Genomic DNA, 16498 nt, shown 5'->3' with positions numbered 1-16498 from the left:
TAACCAGCGCCGAAAAGAACAAGGTAGCTGGGCTGCTAACGAGGACTATATCCGGGGCTTGGAAAATAGAAATGTATTGGCTAATATACCGTGAGCCCCATGTCCCATAACAAAACGCAGTTGCGCTAAGCTATACTACGGAAGTTTACATACTGACTTACTGTAGCAGAGTGATGGAGATGCGTTGGTAGAGTAGTGTAACGTAGGTTAGTGTTCTAGCATGGTGAGAAATTGGCACTAAGCTATACTTTATGGAGGTTCGTGGAACAACAGGGCGTATGAAGTAGGCAAGATGTGTTGAGCTAATTTGCCATGGGCTATATCTCCCCGCAACAAAACGCCATTTGCGCTAAGCTATACCCTGAGAAATTTGTGGCAAACTTACATAGCCCATCTCTATGCAGGGGTTATTTTAGATCTGTGAGGCGCTTGTTTAACGTGCGTTTAATAAGTGCGGCGTTGCTTCCCTGTCATATTAGTCCTTGGCAAATTTGAGCTTATACACAAGCTCTGCAGTGGGTTTATGATCATGGCAATAGCTAAGCTCTTGTTGTTAATTCGTGGTATGTAGACTTTTTGCTCGGTAGCTCGGGTATGGATTTGCGTGCAGATTCAAAGAATGGGTTTTTGTTGAAGGTTTGGAATCACGCTACAAAATGCAGTTGGGCCCGCATTTTAAACTATCTCTTGCCATTATTGGGTGCTATGTAACGTGGTACGAGCTTACGCTTGGCTGTACTTAGCGCAAGTAGTTTGCATTCCCCCCCCCCTCCTTCCTTGCAGCCACATTTCCTCATCTATGGAGTCTAATAAAGCAGACGGGCGTTCTATGTGGCGAGGGAGGAAAGGATCCAGCACTAGGTTCTCATTGATGCGGTTATATGGATTGCTTGCGCCAGTTTGAGCATCTTTTTTCTGAATTCTGTGTGTACACAACTCAATGGATTCTGATAACGACGCTTCAAGCGTTTGCGTATATTTTTCCGCCATAATGCCGTAAGTGCGAATTTTTGATCTCAGAGTGCGGGTATTTTGTAACGCACGTTCTGTGTAATTCAAGCAGGTACTGTAATCAATGTGTTTAGCATATATGGGATATCTTTCCCTTAGCATTAACTGTCTAGAGTAGGCAGTGATTGAAGCATATACCGAATCGAATATTTTTTTAGCGTAACGGGCATACACAGTTTCCCTTGTAGCATAGCAGTCTGCAAGACTGGAGGACTGAGTTCGTATTTCTGCGGCAAGTGCCAAGTTTCTGATGAGACTGAACTCCAATGAACCTTCAAGAACCTGTTTTTGTGTGGTGTTACTTCTCCAAGAGATATCATTGACCAAGACTTCATAGCACGACAGCGCCGAGCTTATAATCTTACACAAAATCTTCTTGCTACTATCGCCAGAAGATGAACGCCTAACATTGAATAACCAAAGCTGTATTACACTAACCCTTAGGACAATTAATGTGCACACTGTGTCCTTTTCCGTCCTACCTAGATTCATAAATTCAGGGTTTATTATTAGCCGATTTATAATATTTAAAACAGCTACTGTGCGCTGTGCCGCTATATCCGCAGTTACGCGACTCTCTGATACTAGTCTATTTACTGAAAGATTTACCACTTCTAGTATCTTTGTTGTGTTTGTTGCAAGTTGAGAATTGGGTGACTGTAGAGTCTGGGTCTCGCTATGGAAACCTGACTTATCACCTGGCATAAAGGTCTGCATTATATCTATGGCGTTTACTAGAATCGCCAATACCTGCTCTGCCCGAAAATGTTTCAGATCGCCAGGTGTGTTGAGTTTCGCAGATAAGAACAGTTCAGTGTGGACAAATGATACATATAGATATGTGCGACATAATTTCACGAGCTTCTCGCTGTCTTTGTTTGGGCAGGAGTGTTTCTGGACATAGAGTTCCAGTAACTTTCGTATAGCAAGCCGCATGTTTTGGTAAGAGGTGTAAATATAACACTGCTTGTGGTAGTCATCATCGTAGTTGTATCCGCTGGTGCACTCCTTAAATATTGCGGCGGTTCTTTCCTTTGCACTGACGAGAAGATTCAGCAAGACCTCAAGTACTTGTGATTGTGCGAGCTGAAGGTTTACTAATGCTGTGCTGGCACCTTTTATAACCTCAGCAAGGTCTTCACCTTCTTGTTGCTGTGATAGGTGTGCGCTCACCAAGTTATGTTCCATAACACTTATACTCCTGTTACCTGAGAAAAACCTGCTGTTGTGTGTTGGGGTTCCATAGAAATGCAATGTTGTTTACTGCACCACGATGCCTTTTTATGAACGAATTAGCTCTGTATAATGGTTTATATAAGTTCCAATTCCCACCCTCTACCTTGTAGATACATTTCTTCCTCTATGGAGTCTAACAGGGTCGACGGAGAAGTATTATCTGCAGTATAAAAATACGACAATACAGAGAGCTCTTCATTAAACAAGTTGCGGAAGCAGTGGCCATTTTTAGTAAATAACGCTTCGTTTTGCATGGTCGATGCGCACAACCTTCCGGATTTAGTCAGCGACTCCTCTAACGTTTGCAAATTCTTGTTTGTCACATCGCTAAGCGTTGCAGCTTGTGACCTAATATTCCGCACTTTTTGCAGTGCGCTCTCGAGCTCATCTAAGCATGAGTTGTAGCCTGTCATTTCAGCTTCAGAGCGCAGAATCTCTTGCAGTAGCAGTTGTTTATAATAAGAGGTAATCGCTGCATATATCACATTGCATACGCGAGATATTTTTCGTATCATGTCCAGACGTGCCGCCCTATTTTGCTCAGGGCTTTCTTGTTGATCACTAGAACAGATGCTGGTCTCAAGTGCTAGAGAAATATTCTCAATGAGAGAAAAGGCCAAGGAATGGTTCTCATCATGCGGTTGTGCAGGAGGATAGCAGTCAATTGCTCTGTATGCAGCTATTTCATAACAAAAAAGCGTAGTATTAGCAACTTGGCACAAGAGCACGTTTCTTCCCTCTCTCTTCTCGAAGCGGGGACTCATTATAAGTGATAACTGTGCTGTGAGCACTCCCAGTCTTTTTCCTATCAGGTCCTGTAGAACACCAGTTTCTGATGGCCAAAGGGCAAAAAACTCTGCGCCCCGTACCAGTTTGTGCAGTACATTAAGCTCCCCGGCAGTTCTATAAATCATAGTGAGATTCGTCATATGAGTTTCGTTTTTTAGACGCAATCTGTTAACCGCGCGATTAACTACTTCTAGCATCTGTGTTGTTTTAGAATAAAAAGCAGAGGATTCACCGTATTCCTTTTTTCTTTGAGGCGACTCATCTTCAAAAGCGTGGGTCTGGATTAAATCTATAGCATTAACAATTAGGACAAGAACTTGCTCCGCGTGCCAGTACATCAAATCCACTTCAATTTGGAGTATCTTTTGGTCTAGGAATCTTCCAACATCGTCCAGGGTTACATATAGCCTGTAGAGGCACATCTCCCAATAGAACTCACGCAATTCTTGATCCATAAAAGCGCGCTTTTGGGTGAGAAGTTCTGCAATGTTTTCCAATACAATGGTGGTATTACCGTAAGCACAACAGATACGTCGTTGCTTGCTACAGTCATCATCGTAGTAATGGCTTCTGGTGCTCTCTTTGAGTATCGCTGCAGTTACTTCCCTGGAGCGGGTCAGAAGACTCCGTAGCACTTTAATTAATTGTCCATGTGACAACTTTTTGTCGCTCAGTGTTGAGCTTGCCCCCATTACCACTTTTGCAGGGTCTTCATATGCATTTTTATTCCCTGAGTGTGTATGAACCGGGTGGTGTTCCACAATTCTCATATTATCTCCACCTATTACTTATAAGAAGCAAATATCATGTGCGAAAAGGTCTCAGATGTGGGGACGTGCAATAGCACGTTGTGTCTTATGTGAACGCCAAAGAGCACAACCACGCAGTGCTGTACCTCACATCCCATATAATTACCGCGATCTTCCAATTTCCCCTCCTTGCAGCCACATTTCTTCATAAATTGAATGCCGTAGGGGCAATTCATTTGCGTTAAAGCAGTTCAGTACTAAGATGTCAGAAACCAATTCGCTGCTTGGGTAGCCATCTGCAGAGGGTATTTCTCTATCTCTCAGTACCAGTGCACATAATTCTTCAGATTCTTCCAGCGACTCCGCTAGCATTTGCAGACGTTTATCCACGGCGCTACCACATGAAGCGATCTTTGACCTAACGATCTCAACTCTCTGTTTCGCACTTTCTATGCAATCCAAGCAAGTATAGTAGCCTGCGTATTCGGTGGTAGGTGAGAAGGAACGGAAGCTCTGTAGGAGCAATTGCCTATAACAAGCAGCAATAGCGTCGTTTATTCCGTTACACACATAAAGCATTTTTTTCAACATACTCCTGGGGACTACAAGATTGCCTGTTGAACAAGAGTCTTTGATCTCAGAAAGCAGCGTGTGAGTTTCAAGCGCTAGGGATAGATCCCTCATCAGACAGAAAGCCAGAGGACTGTCTCCATGGTATTCTTGTGTGGGAAAGAAGCAGCCAAGTGCATAATGCGCAATTCGCTTGTAATACAGAATCATTGAGTAGACAATTTTGCGCAAAATCTCATTTCTCTTACACGATTTCCTATCTATAGTTGATGTGGCAAGCAGGAGCAATAATTGTATTCTCAGCGTCCATAGCCTTTGTTCTATTATATCATGTATGATATAATTTTGCGCAGGTTTCTGTTCGTACAATGCCGAATTAATGACTAGTCTATTCAACATGTACAGCTCTGCGGTGGTTCTCAAAAGCAAGGTATGGGATGTGCCATCCTCAAATTGTAACAAATTTACTGATCTATTAATTACCTTTAGTATCCCCGTTGTTTTAACTGCAAGAGCTGAAGCTGCTCCATACACATCCTTATTATTGAGTAATGCATGAGTCTGTATCATGTCTATGGTATTGACAACTAGTGCCAGGACTTGCCCTGCTCGCCAATACATCAAGTCAACTTCATTCTTGATGGTTTTGTGATCCAAGAACCTTTCCATATTGCTTAGTGCCACGCAGAGATTGTAGAGGCACCGCTCCAGGAACCCCCGTTTTATGGAGTCATGCTTGCAAAAGCAAAGTTTCACAATTTCGTCTATGGATTGAGAAATGTTGTCGTGAGCTAGGAGCAAATAGCGCTGTTTGGCAATGTCCCAATAGGCCCCACTTTGGTGAGTGCTCTCTTTGCAAATTGCAGCAGTTATTATTTTAGAGCGAGTCAGAAGATGTAGAAAAACTTTCATCAATCCACTCTGCGTTAGCTTCGCGCCACATAAAGTTGTACACTCTCCCCGAACCACTTCTGCAGGGTCTGCGTATACTTGTTCGAGTGGTGAAGGCGTCATGACGACATCATGTTCCATAAAATACTCCGGACTATTACCGATAAAAAGCCGCTTTCAGGCACGAAAAGGTCAGTAAGGCGTGTTTTTGCGGACTTCCATAATTACAAAAATGCTTACGCAGCAAACTGCGCTGGTGACATTCATCCTGTGCCAGATGATCACCATAATCTCACCATTCTCCCCCCCCCCTTCCTTTTTGAGACCATTGTCACTTATGTTGTATTGCAATTGTTCAATCAGCATGCGGTAGCCAAAACACATTCCGCTAGGAAGGCCTACATGTTTTCCAGTGGGGACGTGGTCCACATTGTACATTAAAGTGTCAGTCGCGCTAGGCGATGCTCCGTTACCTGAACTTTGTGGCGAGTAAATAGGCGGATTTTGCCTGTTTTTTTTAGAGCTCCCATACGTATTTCGATACAATGTACTGAGCATGGACGCCCAGGTCCTTCCGCTGCTGTTATTAGATTCTGCTTTGTGGTACACAGGGTCAATGCTGGGAAGCGTCGAGCTATCTAAACTGCAGAGTCCCTCCTCAGCGCACAAGCTTTGCACTGAGCTGGCGTGCACGGGAACGTCGCTTGTGTAAGAAGAAGCGCTACATCCTACATGCCCCCACGCAAAACGCCCTAATTTCCACCAAGTGCCTTGATGACACCTTTCCTTATCATCCATATCTCCCCCCCCCTCATTCAAAAAGGTGCCATCTGTAAAATCGCCGACACTTCGTGAAACACGCGTTCTCTATAGCTCGTTAATGGCACACACAATGTGTCTTTGTAGGTAATTTTCTTTGCGTGAATTAAAAACACAACACACCCACGATTGTACAATTCGCACACTGTTCTAGCAAGTTGTCATAGAGTGTGGCAATATAAATATTAGGTGTACGGCGTATTTCATGGTGAAATTTGCAAAATAATCTCACCTATCTGGTCTTGCTAGTAGACCTAAATAATGCGTGTCCGTTTCCAAGGCAAGTACCTCTATGAACACTTCGTATTCCGCAGCTGTGGCTTTTAGCTAGTATTTGCCTAAGGGTATTAGGGGCCAATATTTGCTGTTTTGTGAGTCCGTATAGCAAAGTTCTGCTCTCTAGGCCTACAGTCATGCTCGGGATCTGATAGTGTTCTCAGGAAATGCTTGCTGCATGGAATCATTCTGGGGAAAAAGGGCATATTAACAAGTTCCTTTGCGGTATTGCTGGTTAGGGGTGCGGGCTGCTAGGAATAATTAGGAAGATGAGCGTGAATTTGTGGTTCCCAGCATGCTGCACGTGTACCTTTTTGCCTTATCATCTAGGTGAGGTAAGTTTTTAATGGCCTGCTAACCTGGTTTGGGTTGTTGTCACCCCACATGTGTACTGAGATATTCTCGAGATAGTAGCGACATAAGCTCCAGTGGATTCGGGAATTTACAGCTATCTGATAGGCTATAGCGCTCTTGAATAATGGGAAATGTTTCACTGTTTTGAGAGCAAATATACTAATTCAAGGATTTATAAACGTGCTGCTAATAGATCCCTCTTTGAGAGAGATGATTAAATGAGGAGAACATTTACCCGGAAGGTGAGGCTCAGAAGATTTTCCTATAGGTATTTCAGGGAAAAAACTTTAGTGGCGAGTTCTTTTACAATATTTTATGACGTGCACGTTGTGTTTTTGGTAGGGAAGGGGCTTCTCTTTCTCGTTCTACTTGGCGGTTTTGACCTCTACTTCCTAACCATTTTTCGGCCTTGTTTTGTGGAATAAGCCTAGTGGCTGGTAGGGTAGTCGGCAAGTTGCCGAGAGAAACCCTGTGTTGTTGCTAAAATAGCGAACGACACGTCGTTGGAGTAGGTCTACCTACTCGGCTTGCTTTTTGCTCTTCAACAACGCTTTCAACGAGCAGCTGTTTGCGGCAATGAAGCAAAGAGTTGGGAAACTCATGTGCGGTAACAAGAAGTTTTGTCAGCCGTACGCTGACATTGTGGCGAAACTCATAATCTCCTTGAGGCTGTTTTTTAATACCCGAAAATCACATGACTGCATTGCATGCTTTGTCTACTAAACGGGTTGTCGGATTGGTTACTAGGTTCACTAAATGCTTAGTGTCAGACAGTTGGCAATCGCACAACAATGCCTGAACCGCAGAGTTATAGCAGGTGGAAACGATTGTTCTGTCTCTCGGTATTTCACCTGAAAACACAGGGAGCAGGGTTTGCTTGTCCCAGTTATGGCTATACCCTGGTTAGATCTAGCCTGTCTTGGACTCTCTCTGACGCTATGACGATTCTTTCCAGAGATTCAAACATCTCCCTGGGTACCCATATCTCGTTCAGAGCATCTGATATGTTCGCAGTGTCAGCGCTCAACGACTTCAATAACCCATAAGCGATTTAGCAAAATTTCGATCTTCCTCAGTGGAAAGATCAAACTTCTCCACATAGTTCTCGGCTCTCCGGTCTGATAGAAACATGCACAAGAAAGCTGTTTGGCGAGATTCGCTAGCACCCTGTCCACATTTAAATCACTCACTAGATAATCTTTTGCTGCAAAGCCATTCCCGTTATTTTTGTTTTCGAACTTTTCCAAATTCTCTGCGCTTCTTCCAGCAATGCAGAGCACTCAGATATTCCAAACTGTACCAAAGGCCATGTGTCCCACAGTTTTTTTCTATAAATGACGTTGGTGTTTTGAGACGAAATGCGCGAATACTCTAACGCAGCATCGGAGTACAGCGGTAATGAGTGCTGTAATAGAAAGGCGCACTGACGCGTGACTATCCAATATTAAGTCTGCTTGTTGTGCCAGCGCCAAGGTTGTTCCATAACGGGTCAAGGCCCTAAATGTGGCAAGCGATCTGTATCGCTTCGGAGTGCCTCTACTAAGTAGTCTTGTTGCATAGGCAGCTCCTATGAAAGCTTTCGCCATAACAGCCTCGGATACATCTTGCCATATCCTAACCTTGGGCAACAATACTTACCTTAAGACGGGGATCATTCTATGGGTAATAGTTGTTTCATTGCTTTCTGGAGCAAGGCTGTGCCTTGGTCTCAGTGATGACTTTCTGGCACGCTGCAGAAAAATTATGGCTTCTGTGAGTGAGATGATAGACTTCTCAGAGAGGGAGACAGATGGATCACCATTATGTAGCGCTGATAATGAAGTAGCGTAAGTTATCTGCCCCTCACAGAAAAAGACTGAATATCCAAAATTGCCGACACCTCCGGTTATGTGCGCAAACGATGCAAAACACACCGCACTTAAAAACAGGCAATTTCGGTTGAAAGAGCTGCGAACACAGCCACCCAGGATTGTACAATGCCCCAATTGTGCCAGCAAGCTGTTAATAATCTGAGCAGCGTGAACATTCGGTACATGGTGCGTTTCATAATTAAACTTGTAAAACACCCTAGTAAATTCTAAAGGTCATAGCTGGTGTGCTTGGGTGATGTTGAAACAGGGCTTTTACCAGATTCAGGTTAGGTATTTAGTAGGGACGTAAAGGCACCACTCACCCTTTTGGTTATTGCGGTGAGTGGTTGGTCAATGCTTTTACAGAGTGTGGTAAGATGGTTTAGTGCCGTCTTGCCGCTGTTGCTGAGTAAAGTTCTCTGCAACGGGTCCTTCGATCATGCTGTCTATATTTTCAGTGCCTGGATCTGATGCTGCAACGGATCTACAAGTTACCGGGTCCGAGGGGCTATCACACGTTCCAGTGCTATGTTCAGATGTTTCAGTTGGGGCACTGGACGTACTTGCACGCTCTGTAGATGCATGTGAATTCTCAAGGGCAATGGAGATATTATCGGGCTTTCTTGTGTTTCCTTGTGCTTGTTGTCCTTGGAGGTTAGCATTTTTTGTTTTACTCAAACTATTTCCAGCATGATTAATGGCAATAGTGCAACTGGGTCTACTTGGTCTAGAAACAGCGGTGACCCCGGGTAATAGTTCGTACGAACGAGTTCTAAAAGCATTTTCATCATTTTTTTTAGTTTTCTCCGTGGGTTCGGATGCTTCCTGCCCAGGGTGTGTACCCGCAGTGGGTGCGGGGAATAGAGCAGTATATGATGGAGGTGGCGTACAGCTTCTGCTGTGCTCTCCTTCTGTAGAGCAACTAATGTACCCGGGCGAATTTGGATCATTCAAGATCTTTTCAAAAAAAGCGGTGTCAACAGGTGTCCGCAGCGCCTCATCATCGATGGTTACAGCTTCTAAAGCTGCTGCGCCTTGTGGATCACCCTGCTGGTTATCAATAGCATTTTCAGCATTAATTGCTGTTGAGACGATGTCTTGATTTCTTGAAGTTTCCACAAGTTGCACGGCGTCATCGTACTTTTGTGGTACATCAGATACAGGCTTATTGTGTGGTTGTTCCATAATATTTTCCTCTGTTATTAAATTTATTAAGTATTTAACAGTTGTGGCACAATGTGACCAGGGCGAGTTTCTTTTGACGTGTGTTTCCGGTATGAAGCCCGGGTCTTTATACTTGCCGGCGAAAGTTTTGTAGGTTGTGTTGTGTGTCGAAAATGTGCTTTCACCGCGAATAGCAGCGCATGGCTTGGTGCCTTCTGCATGTTGCGTTGTAGGTTTTTCAGTGAGGGTGTATGAGTTGTATTTTCTCAGCGTGATGCTGTCATAGATTCCTTTGTTTTGTCCTTTCATTTTCCGGTATGGATTACCCTCCGGGTATACTACGCTTACGCGGTAAACTCGGTAGTTTGTGTATCCTTCCATAAAGTTATGTGCAGGTATGAGAACGGGCGCTTGGTTCACGTAATTGAAATCATACTGCGAAGTATGCACGCAATGGTGACCATCGCCGTGTAAAACAAGCGGAGGCTCCGCTATCACGTGGGGAGCATATCGACTGGGTTGAGGATAGTGAAGTGGACCACTGTTTGATGCTCTTGATGCATACACGTAGGCATAATGTGTGGCGTTCAGTTGGTGAGTTAAGGGTCCTACAGGGTGAAAAGACAATAGGCCATAGTAAGGTGCGCTTTCAGCTAATGATGTTGCTACTCCTGAGGGGTTTATCGCGCTTAGTGCATACCTATATCCCATGTGACTATGGATTTGGACATTGTGATTTTGTGACGGAGGCAGAGGATAAAGTATCAAGGGATTGGGTAAGACGGCACCTGGTGGCGCACGCATTCTGCTAGTGTTAATCCTCCCGTCACTTTGGGTGTAGTCAATCATACAAGTACATACATAGGGTTCAGGTACTGTGTAACTCCCTGCATATTGCGCTGTAGAGTTTTGTGGATTTGTATTCCAAGACCGTCGCGTATACGCAGATTCGAAATTGGGGTGTGCATGGCTTGTTTCCTGGAATACATTGGTCGAAATATGGGGTGGTAAAAAGGGTATTGTTGTTGCTCGGCGTGCTGTTTGAGGGGCATAATCGTGTTGGTATTGGGGTGCACCCCTATGTATGGCGGGAATTTCGTGGCCCACAGAACCTCGCTCCGGCAGAGCATCAGAGGATCTTATAGCTGCAACTTCAGAGTGTAGAGGTCCGTAGTTAGCCCTTTGAAGGGGTGCAGCCGTTGCAGAACAGATAGTTGTTGATACTCTAGTTGCGTTGTTTGAAGCCTGAGAATTGACAAGATTGCGTTTATTTATGCCGGAAGCATTCCTTCTGTATGAAGCAGCCTGAGAGTTGCTCGATGCAACGCTATTTGCGGCATTAAGATGACTAATTCTTCCGGCAGCCGTTGCTTCATTGTCGTGCGATGTGCACCGAGCGTCCTGTGACGTCGGTGCTTCTGGTTCCGAAGTGCGAAATTCTTGGTATGTCTCTGTCGCCCCATCTGAGACTTGAGAAGTAGCCAAGGTACTTGTGGGCGTAGGAACGAGGTTTGCATGATTGTTTTCAGATTCTGTGGCTGTTGCTTCAAGTTGTTGGTGCGCTTGGCACATACCCGAAAGTGTAGGTTTTGCTTTAAGAGGATAAAGCGTCGCTGCCGCCGATGTTGCAGAGTTTGATTGGGAATTAATCGGATGATGTAGCAGTGTATTGTGATTGTCCCTTCCAAGCGAGGCAGCTCTATGCGAAGCCGTTGCAGTGTACGCATACGGAGTAGAATGATTTACTTGATTGCAATGAAACTGCGAGTTGGCGGCGTTTTGTGCACTCTGCTGACTATGACGTCTAGCAGGCATTGAGCGGTTGGCCAAATTAGCGTTGACAGCGGATCTTTTAGCTGCAGTTTTGCGGGTTGTACTGCGGGATATGGAAGCCGTCGAGGGAATATATGTTGTTGAAGGTAGAGTGGTTGTGCTGCTAGAAGTAATGGGGTTGGCCCCGTAATCACTATGGCACCCGTTGATAAGATCACCTCTATTTATTGTAGGTGTAGCATAGGTGCTAGCAGCTTGAGACATGTTGCGTAAAAGGCCTAAGGTGCCCATTGGCTGTGGTGCCACTGTGTTTATGTTTCCAGCGCATTGTGGGGACCTGGTAATAGCAGATTGTAGGGAGTTTGTGTTGCCTATTTCCACGGTGCCTGTGGTGTCTAACTGGTTTTTAGCGCTTACAGGATTCGTGTTCGCGGTCTCACAATTTGAAAATGTGAGATTTTGGTTCAATGCCTGAGTTATAGGAGCAGTCGTAGTTTGCTCCGTGTCAGATTGCGTCGCGTTATCCAACTCAGCCCAAAAAGGTCCTTGAGTTGCCAGCACCAGATTTGCGACTTCTCTTTGTAAATCACATGGTATTTGTAGCCCGGGCAATGACGATTCTTCTGTTGCCCGGTTTGATTCGGAATTTGTATTAGCATTTTGTGGCATATGTTTCTTCGATTAGTTGATCAAATTTAAAGCTTTGGTTGATGACATGAGAAAGAGGAAACAATTGCGTCGGAACAAAAACGCCGGGTTACTCGGGAAATTCAGAGAGGAGCTCTGTTTGTTACAAGGATTATGGATAGCGATCTTTACTGTAAAGGCGCAAAATTCCATACTATGGCATGCATTGAAACGCTGCATTGCGCCTTTAGTAGGAAATGTTATGTTCCATAATGCCGCAATATAGACTGCAGAAAAAGTGTAACTAACATGCCGTTTAAGAGTAGTCTTTGTGGGACTTTTTTGCTGATGACTTGGCGTACAGTAGTGTGTATATTGTTGCTTAAGGCTGTGAGTACCACTTGTAATATGGCTACATGAGGGGTAGTAGCATTCGTAGGTTGAGAACTGATTTATACTCCGATTAGATGTGCTCACTGGTCTGCCTAGTGATTTCGCTACAAGAATTGCAGTCCTGTGGGGCTCGGAAATTACTGATGTCAAAAATGGTATAGAAGGGACATGTTGTTGTTCTTTGTTATTCATCGTGCGTAGAAAAAAACTAGTCCTTATATCGCGCTTTTCGAGATACCTATGTGCGATTTTGTTTTCCGATAATTTTTCTTCCCCAAAAAGCATATCCGTTAAAGTATACAGTTGGTTTTTCTGTTGCCGCACTAGTGAATCTTGAGGACTTGGTGCATGTATTCCTTTCCCATTCAAACAGCGTGGGGAGTTTCTTGTTGCGGAAGGAAAATCGAGGAAAATTGGATAGTTTTTGTTATTTGAGTTTTGCAGGCTTTTTCTTACGTTATTTTCATGTCCAATATGTCTTATTTTGTTTTTGGCGCTGTTCTGTTTGATGTCTTTTTTGTGTTTTGTACTAAAGCTCCAGTATAAATCAGCTCCCAACCCTCTTCTGTTTTTTAAACCGTATGCCTTGAATATCTGTTTTGCAGCAGGGATAATGTGGTAGGATTGCAGTATGCGGCCACGCAACAAGCCCGAAGGCCTTACTCCACGTGAGAGAAGGCATGTAAAAAAGAAATCACAACGCGCAACCCACGGGCAACGACGCGACAAGGTTCCTCTTATATAGTCACCACCGTAAACAGTTTAGTGCTTATACTAGATTTCGCATAATCATGCTATACTATTTTTTAATAAAAAATTAGCGATTTTCTTTCGTGCAACTTGTTTGTGCACTTGATAATCCCCGGGGTTGATGTAAAGCCGAACCTAGTTACTGTTTTAGTACGTGCAACATTTCCGGTTGTTTTGCAGAGCAGGGCATGTTTTTCAAGCAACTAGCGAATTTTGATAGGCGTTGAGTAACTTACTCCACACCTATCACAAACTTGATACACCGCCACCTGTGTGGAAGGGGCTGTAATGCGTTCTTTTGCGGGAGGAGCCGCCCAATAGGCTTTTACCCTAGACACCTTTGGCTGCAGGGCCCTGAAAATGAGTACTTCTCCGTTTCGAAAATTTCCATGTGGCTGGGTTCGTGGAGTGCGCGGCGTTTCAAAATCTGCAAATAACCCCAACATGTCCGCTGCCTGTTGTGTGGAGCAAACTACTTTCATATGCTGCATCATTCTAGTGCCAGAAGAAGCATTGCGGTGCTCTGCGGGAAAGACGTGAGGCACGTGTTGCGAGGTGCCAGGGTGCTTGGTAGCGTGGTGGCTGCGTACTGGCACGTTTTGATAGCAACTCTCCTGCAGTAATTCAATAGGCCTTACTACTTCCGAACGAACGCCAGCTGTGGCTGAAGATTTTTGCTGCTTCTTAAAGTAAAGTCTCAACCTTCCCGGCATGGAACCTCTAAGATCTTATTTTGTTAACACCACTTTCGCATGTTCATCGGTTGCTTGACAATACCTTTTTCAGTTCTAAGTGTAATAAAAAATACATGTTCTCCCGAGCCGTGGTTTCTCTTATAGCACAGGCAGTTTGTCCGTTATGCTCTTGCGTAATTTTCCAGGTCAGCGATTTGTTGTTGTGTGATAATACAATTGTAAAGTACTTACTGTACGTAGTCTATGTGCCGTACAGCCGCTTTTTGTGGCCAGCTACATAAGTTTGCGTTTTCTGCGAAAGCAATTACCTATGGTAAGAGGTAATAGCGGTGCATACATTTACATATATCAAATGCCCTTCAACACGCTCGTGTTAACGTTTACCCTAACTCCAGGCAGTTTTTTATATCGACAAGCAATATGCGAGTGCCAGTGACAGATCCCTTATCGGCAAGAGGCCAGCGAACTGCCCATAGAGTGTAGTTGCATAGGAGATACCTAATGCTTTGCATGCCACCCCCTACATAGTGGGTATCAGGAAGGGAAGGGGGCTTTACTATTTCCCATGTTTTCGAAGTGCAAAGAGTCTATGTGATATTTGCCACCACGAACTGCGCCAAAGTTCACAAGCTTTTTTATAGCCAGTCTTTTAGTGGTGGACTCTTATTAGGTCTATGCACAATTCTAATTCCGTCCTCCTCGCAACGCAAAGATCGAGTCCGGTACCTTACTCCAAAGCCTATAGAAAGTGTATTGCTGCAAACTAACATAAGGTATGAAGCATTTCATCATATGCGCAGCAATATAGAAAGGACGACGAGGCTTGGGGGATGAGAGTACGTACAGCGAACAAGTTTGGCCCGAACGCGGGCAAGTGTTTATACCTGCTACTACCACTATGTGAGCTTCTGTGGGGTCTGTTTTCCATCTAGGATGGCCTACTATATGTTCATGTTATTTTACTATCAGTACAAGAAGACAGAATTATCGCACATATAGTCGCGACTGTGCGTGACGGAGATACCTCTCAGAGCTTGCGGTTGCTGACAGCATAATAACACACATAAGCAATCTCATAAGCTTGAAGTGGCACCCGATGATAGCCAGCTGTCCATGGGAAGAGAAGGGGGGGGGTATTCCGAGCAACAACATGCGGTTGTGCGCTATGGCTCTCCAAGCTGGTACCGGGCCTTGCAGCACTTTCGATTTCAGGAGGTCTATTAAATAAGGCATAGGCTTCTGGGCGAGTATCTTCGCTCGTGAATGACCCTGTGGCCAATATAGCATCTGTGTCTGCATAGGCTATATCATTCCCATTAAAGACTTCTTGCAACAATATTACACTGATGCCTTCCAAGTCATTGATAATGTCTCCGAGAGTCGTGGGTGGATCCTTGAAGTACGGTATGTCGCTGTAAAAACAATAAACATAAGATTTTTTTAAGAGACCTTCGAAGTTGTCAGGAATAGATCCTGGGTTGTCCCAATGTGCTATAGTTTTTTGGGAGAATATGGTCCATAGTGGATTCATATCTTCCAAAACGACTGCGTGCCTCCATGAGTTCTATGCTTTTTATGCAATAACCTCTATGCAGTGTCCTAATAATATCTTCCAATTCCCCGCAAATCCTCTTTGCACGCGATACTTGCACTTGGGATAGCTGATCTAAGGTGGGGTAATCTCCATACATATCCTCTATTGCTACAAGTGCATAAAAAGCTTCTGCCAAATTTAGTGTTGCAAAAACGTGGGGATCACAGAGAGTCTTCACCTGGGTTACATGTTCCTGTAGAGTCGAGTAGTAGCACTTTCTGGGTTTAGCCTTAAAGCGATAATTCTGAGTGTAGGGGTGACAAGGTTGGAAATAACACGTGCTGTTCTATTCTTGGAATAAAAGCTTACTGCATTTTTGTCTTTGGTTAGCGCGTCTATTACGCTCATTACGTACTTAATGTGCTCGCAAACTACATCTCTGCTGCTTCTATAAGATGGTTGGCACTGATCTAGTCAATTATGCCTGCCCATGAAGCAAGTGTTAAAGCCTGGCTCGAGAGGATTTTCTTGTAATTTGGGGAAACGCCAGTATCAGTAGCAACATCGATAAGTGTATTTGCAGCTACACTTAAAAAAACGCGGCGGGTCGCAGCTTGAACGGTTTTTACACTTGTTTTCTGCATGATGCAGTGCATGCGATGATAAGATTTGAAAACGGGGGACTTCCCGTGCTTGGGCTATCCATTTTTGGATGGATTGGATGCACGCGCTCAAGTCTACCAGAGCATTTCTCACGCTCAGCATGCCAGCTGTATTATGTACTTCTGAAGCGAAAAAAGAGCTTACACAACTTGTTAGAACAACAAGTTGCTCAAGTAATTGGTGCTCCAGGTAACGCATTCGACCGATATCACACTCAACCAACCGACCAATCATTTCATTATCTAGAATAGCCGTAATAGCCATCAAGACAGCTGGTACCTCACTGTATTCATGACCACTTGCGTGGAGCTCAATTCCGATATTACGCCGCCCAAAATTCTGAAGACATCTACG

Annotated in this window: 12 protein-coding genes; 4 read left to right on the top strand and 8 right to left on the bottom strand. The window is 44.3% G+C overall.

The window, feature by feature from the left end; genetic code table 11:
• Nucleotides 1–723: 723 nt before the first annotated feature.
• The 4 genes from ANPL_RS02740 to ANPL_RS02725 form a co-directional block, all read right to left on the bottom strand.
• The gene (locus ANPL_RS02740; protein WP_169193249.1) at nt 724–2199 is read right to left on the bottom strand and encodes a hypothetical protein; all 1476 of its coding nucleotides are present in this window, start codon (nt 2197–2199) and stop codon (nt 724–726) included.
• A gap of 122 nt (nt 2200–2321) precedes the next feature.
• A complete protein-coding gene (locus tag ANPL_RS02735; RefSeq protein WP_169193248.1) occupies nt 2322–3806 on the bottom strand; it encodes a hypothetical protein in 1485 nt (494 codons plus the stop codon).
• Nucleotides 3807–3947: 141 nt separating this feature from the next.
• Nucleotides 3948–5387 carry a hypothetical protein gene (locus ANPL_RS02730; protein WP_169193247.1) on the bottom strand — a complete coding sequence of 480 codons (1440 nt, stop codon included), beginning with the start codon at nt 5385–5387 and terminating at the stop codon, nt 3948–3950.
• A gap of 51 nt (nt 5388–5438) precedes the next feature.
• Nucleotides 5439–6044 (bottom strand): hypothetical protein, encoded by a 606-nt coding sequence (locus tag ANPL_RS02725; RefSeq protein WP_169193246.1) that lies wholly within the window; start codon nt 6042–6044, stop codon nt 5439–5441.
• 869 nt (nt 6045–6913) lie between these two features.
• Here ANPL_RS02725 and ANPL_RS02720 point away from each other — a divergent pair.
• The gene (locus tag ANPL_RS02720; protein ID WP_169193245.1) at nt 6914–7120 is read left to right on the top strand and encodes a hypothetical protein; all 207 of its coding nucleotides are present in this window, start codon (nt 6914–6916) and stop codon (nt 7118–7120) included.
• 591 nt (nt 7121–7711) lie between these two features.
• On the opposite strand, the gene ANPL_RS02715 is transcribed toward ANPL_RS02720, so the two are convergent.
• A complete protein-coding gene (locus tag ANPL_RS02715) occupies nt 7712–7975 on the bottom strand; it encodes a hypothetical protein (protein ID WP_169193244.1) in 264 nt (87 codons plus the stop codon).
• Nucleotides 7976–8264: 289 nt separating this feature from the next.
• On the opposite strand from ANPL_RS02715, the gene ANPL_RS02710 reads away from it, so the two are divergent.
• Complete coding sequence (locus tag ANPL_RS02710) at nt 8265–8525, top strand: hypothetical protein (RefSeq protein WP_169193243.1); 261 nt, start codon at nt 8265–8267, stop codon at nt 8523–8525.
• Nucleotides 8526–8905: 380 nt separating this feature from the next.
• On the opposite strand, the gene ANPL_RS02705 is transcribed toward ANPL_RS02710, so the two are convergent.
• The gene (locus tag ANPL_RS02705) at nt 8906–10018 is read right to left on the bottom strand and encodes a hypothetical protein (RefSeq protein ID WP_169193242.1); all 1113 of its coding nucleotides are present in this window, start codon (nt 10016–10018) and stop codon (nt 8906–8908) included.
• Between the two features lie 1513 nt (nt 10019–11531).
• On the opposite strand from ANPL_RS02705, the gene ANPL_RS02700 reads away from it, so the two are divergent.
• Both ANPL_RS02700 and ANPL_RS02695 read left to right on the top strand, forming a co-directional pair.
• Nucleotides 11532–11672, top strand: coding sequence for a hypothetical protein (locus ANPL_RS02700; protein ID WP_169193241.1), 141 nt, complete (start codon nt 11532–11534; stop codon nt 11670–11672).
• A gap of 525 nt (nt 11673–12197) precedes the next feature.
• A complete protein-coding gene (locus ANPL_RS02695) occupies nt 12198–12395 on the top strand; it encodes a hypothetical protein (protein WP_169193240.1) in 198 nt (65 codons plus the stop codon).
• A 1060-nt stretch (nt 12396–13455) separates the two neighbouring features.
• Here ANPL_RS02695 and ANPL_RS02690 read toward each other — a convergent pair.
• Nucleotides 13456–13965 (bottom strand): hypothetical protein, encoded by a 510-nt coding sequence (locus tag ANPL_RS02690; protein ID WP_169193239.1) that lies wholly within the window; start codon nt 13963–13965, stop codon nt 13456–13458.
• 1009 nt (nt 13966–14974) lie between these two features.
• Nucleotides 14975–15487 carry a hypothetical protein gene (locus ANPL_RS02685; protein WP_236822781.1) on the bottom strand — a complete coding sequence of 171 codons (513 nt, stop codon included), beginning with the start codon at nt 15485–15487 and terminating at the stop codon, nt 14975–14977.
• Nucleotides 15488–16498 lie beyond the last annotated feature (1011 nt).

This window comes from Anaplasma platys, assembly GCF_012790675.1.
In the GTDB taxonomy this organism is placed as follows: domain Bacteria; phylum Pseudomonadota; class Alphaproteobacteria; order Rickettsiales; family Anaplasmataceae; genus Anaplasma; species Anaplasma platys.
This window is presented reverse-complemented; position numbering and strand designations above follow the sequence as displayed.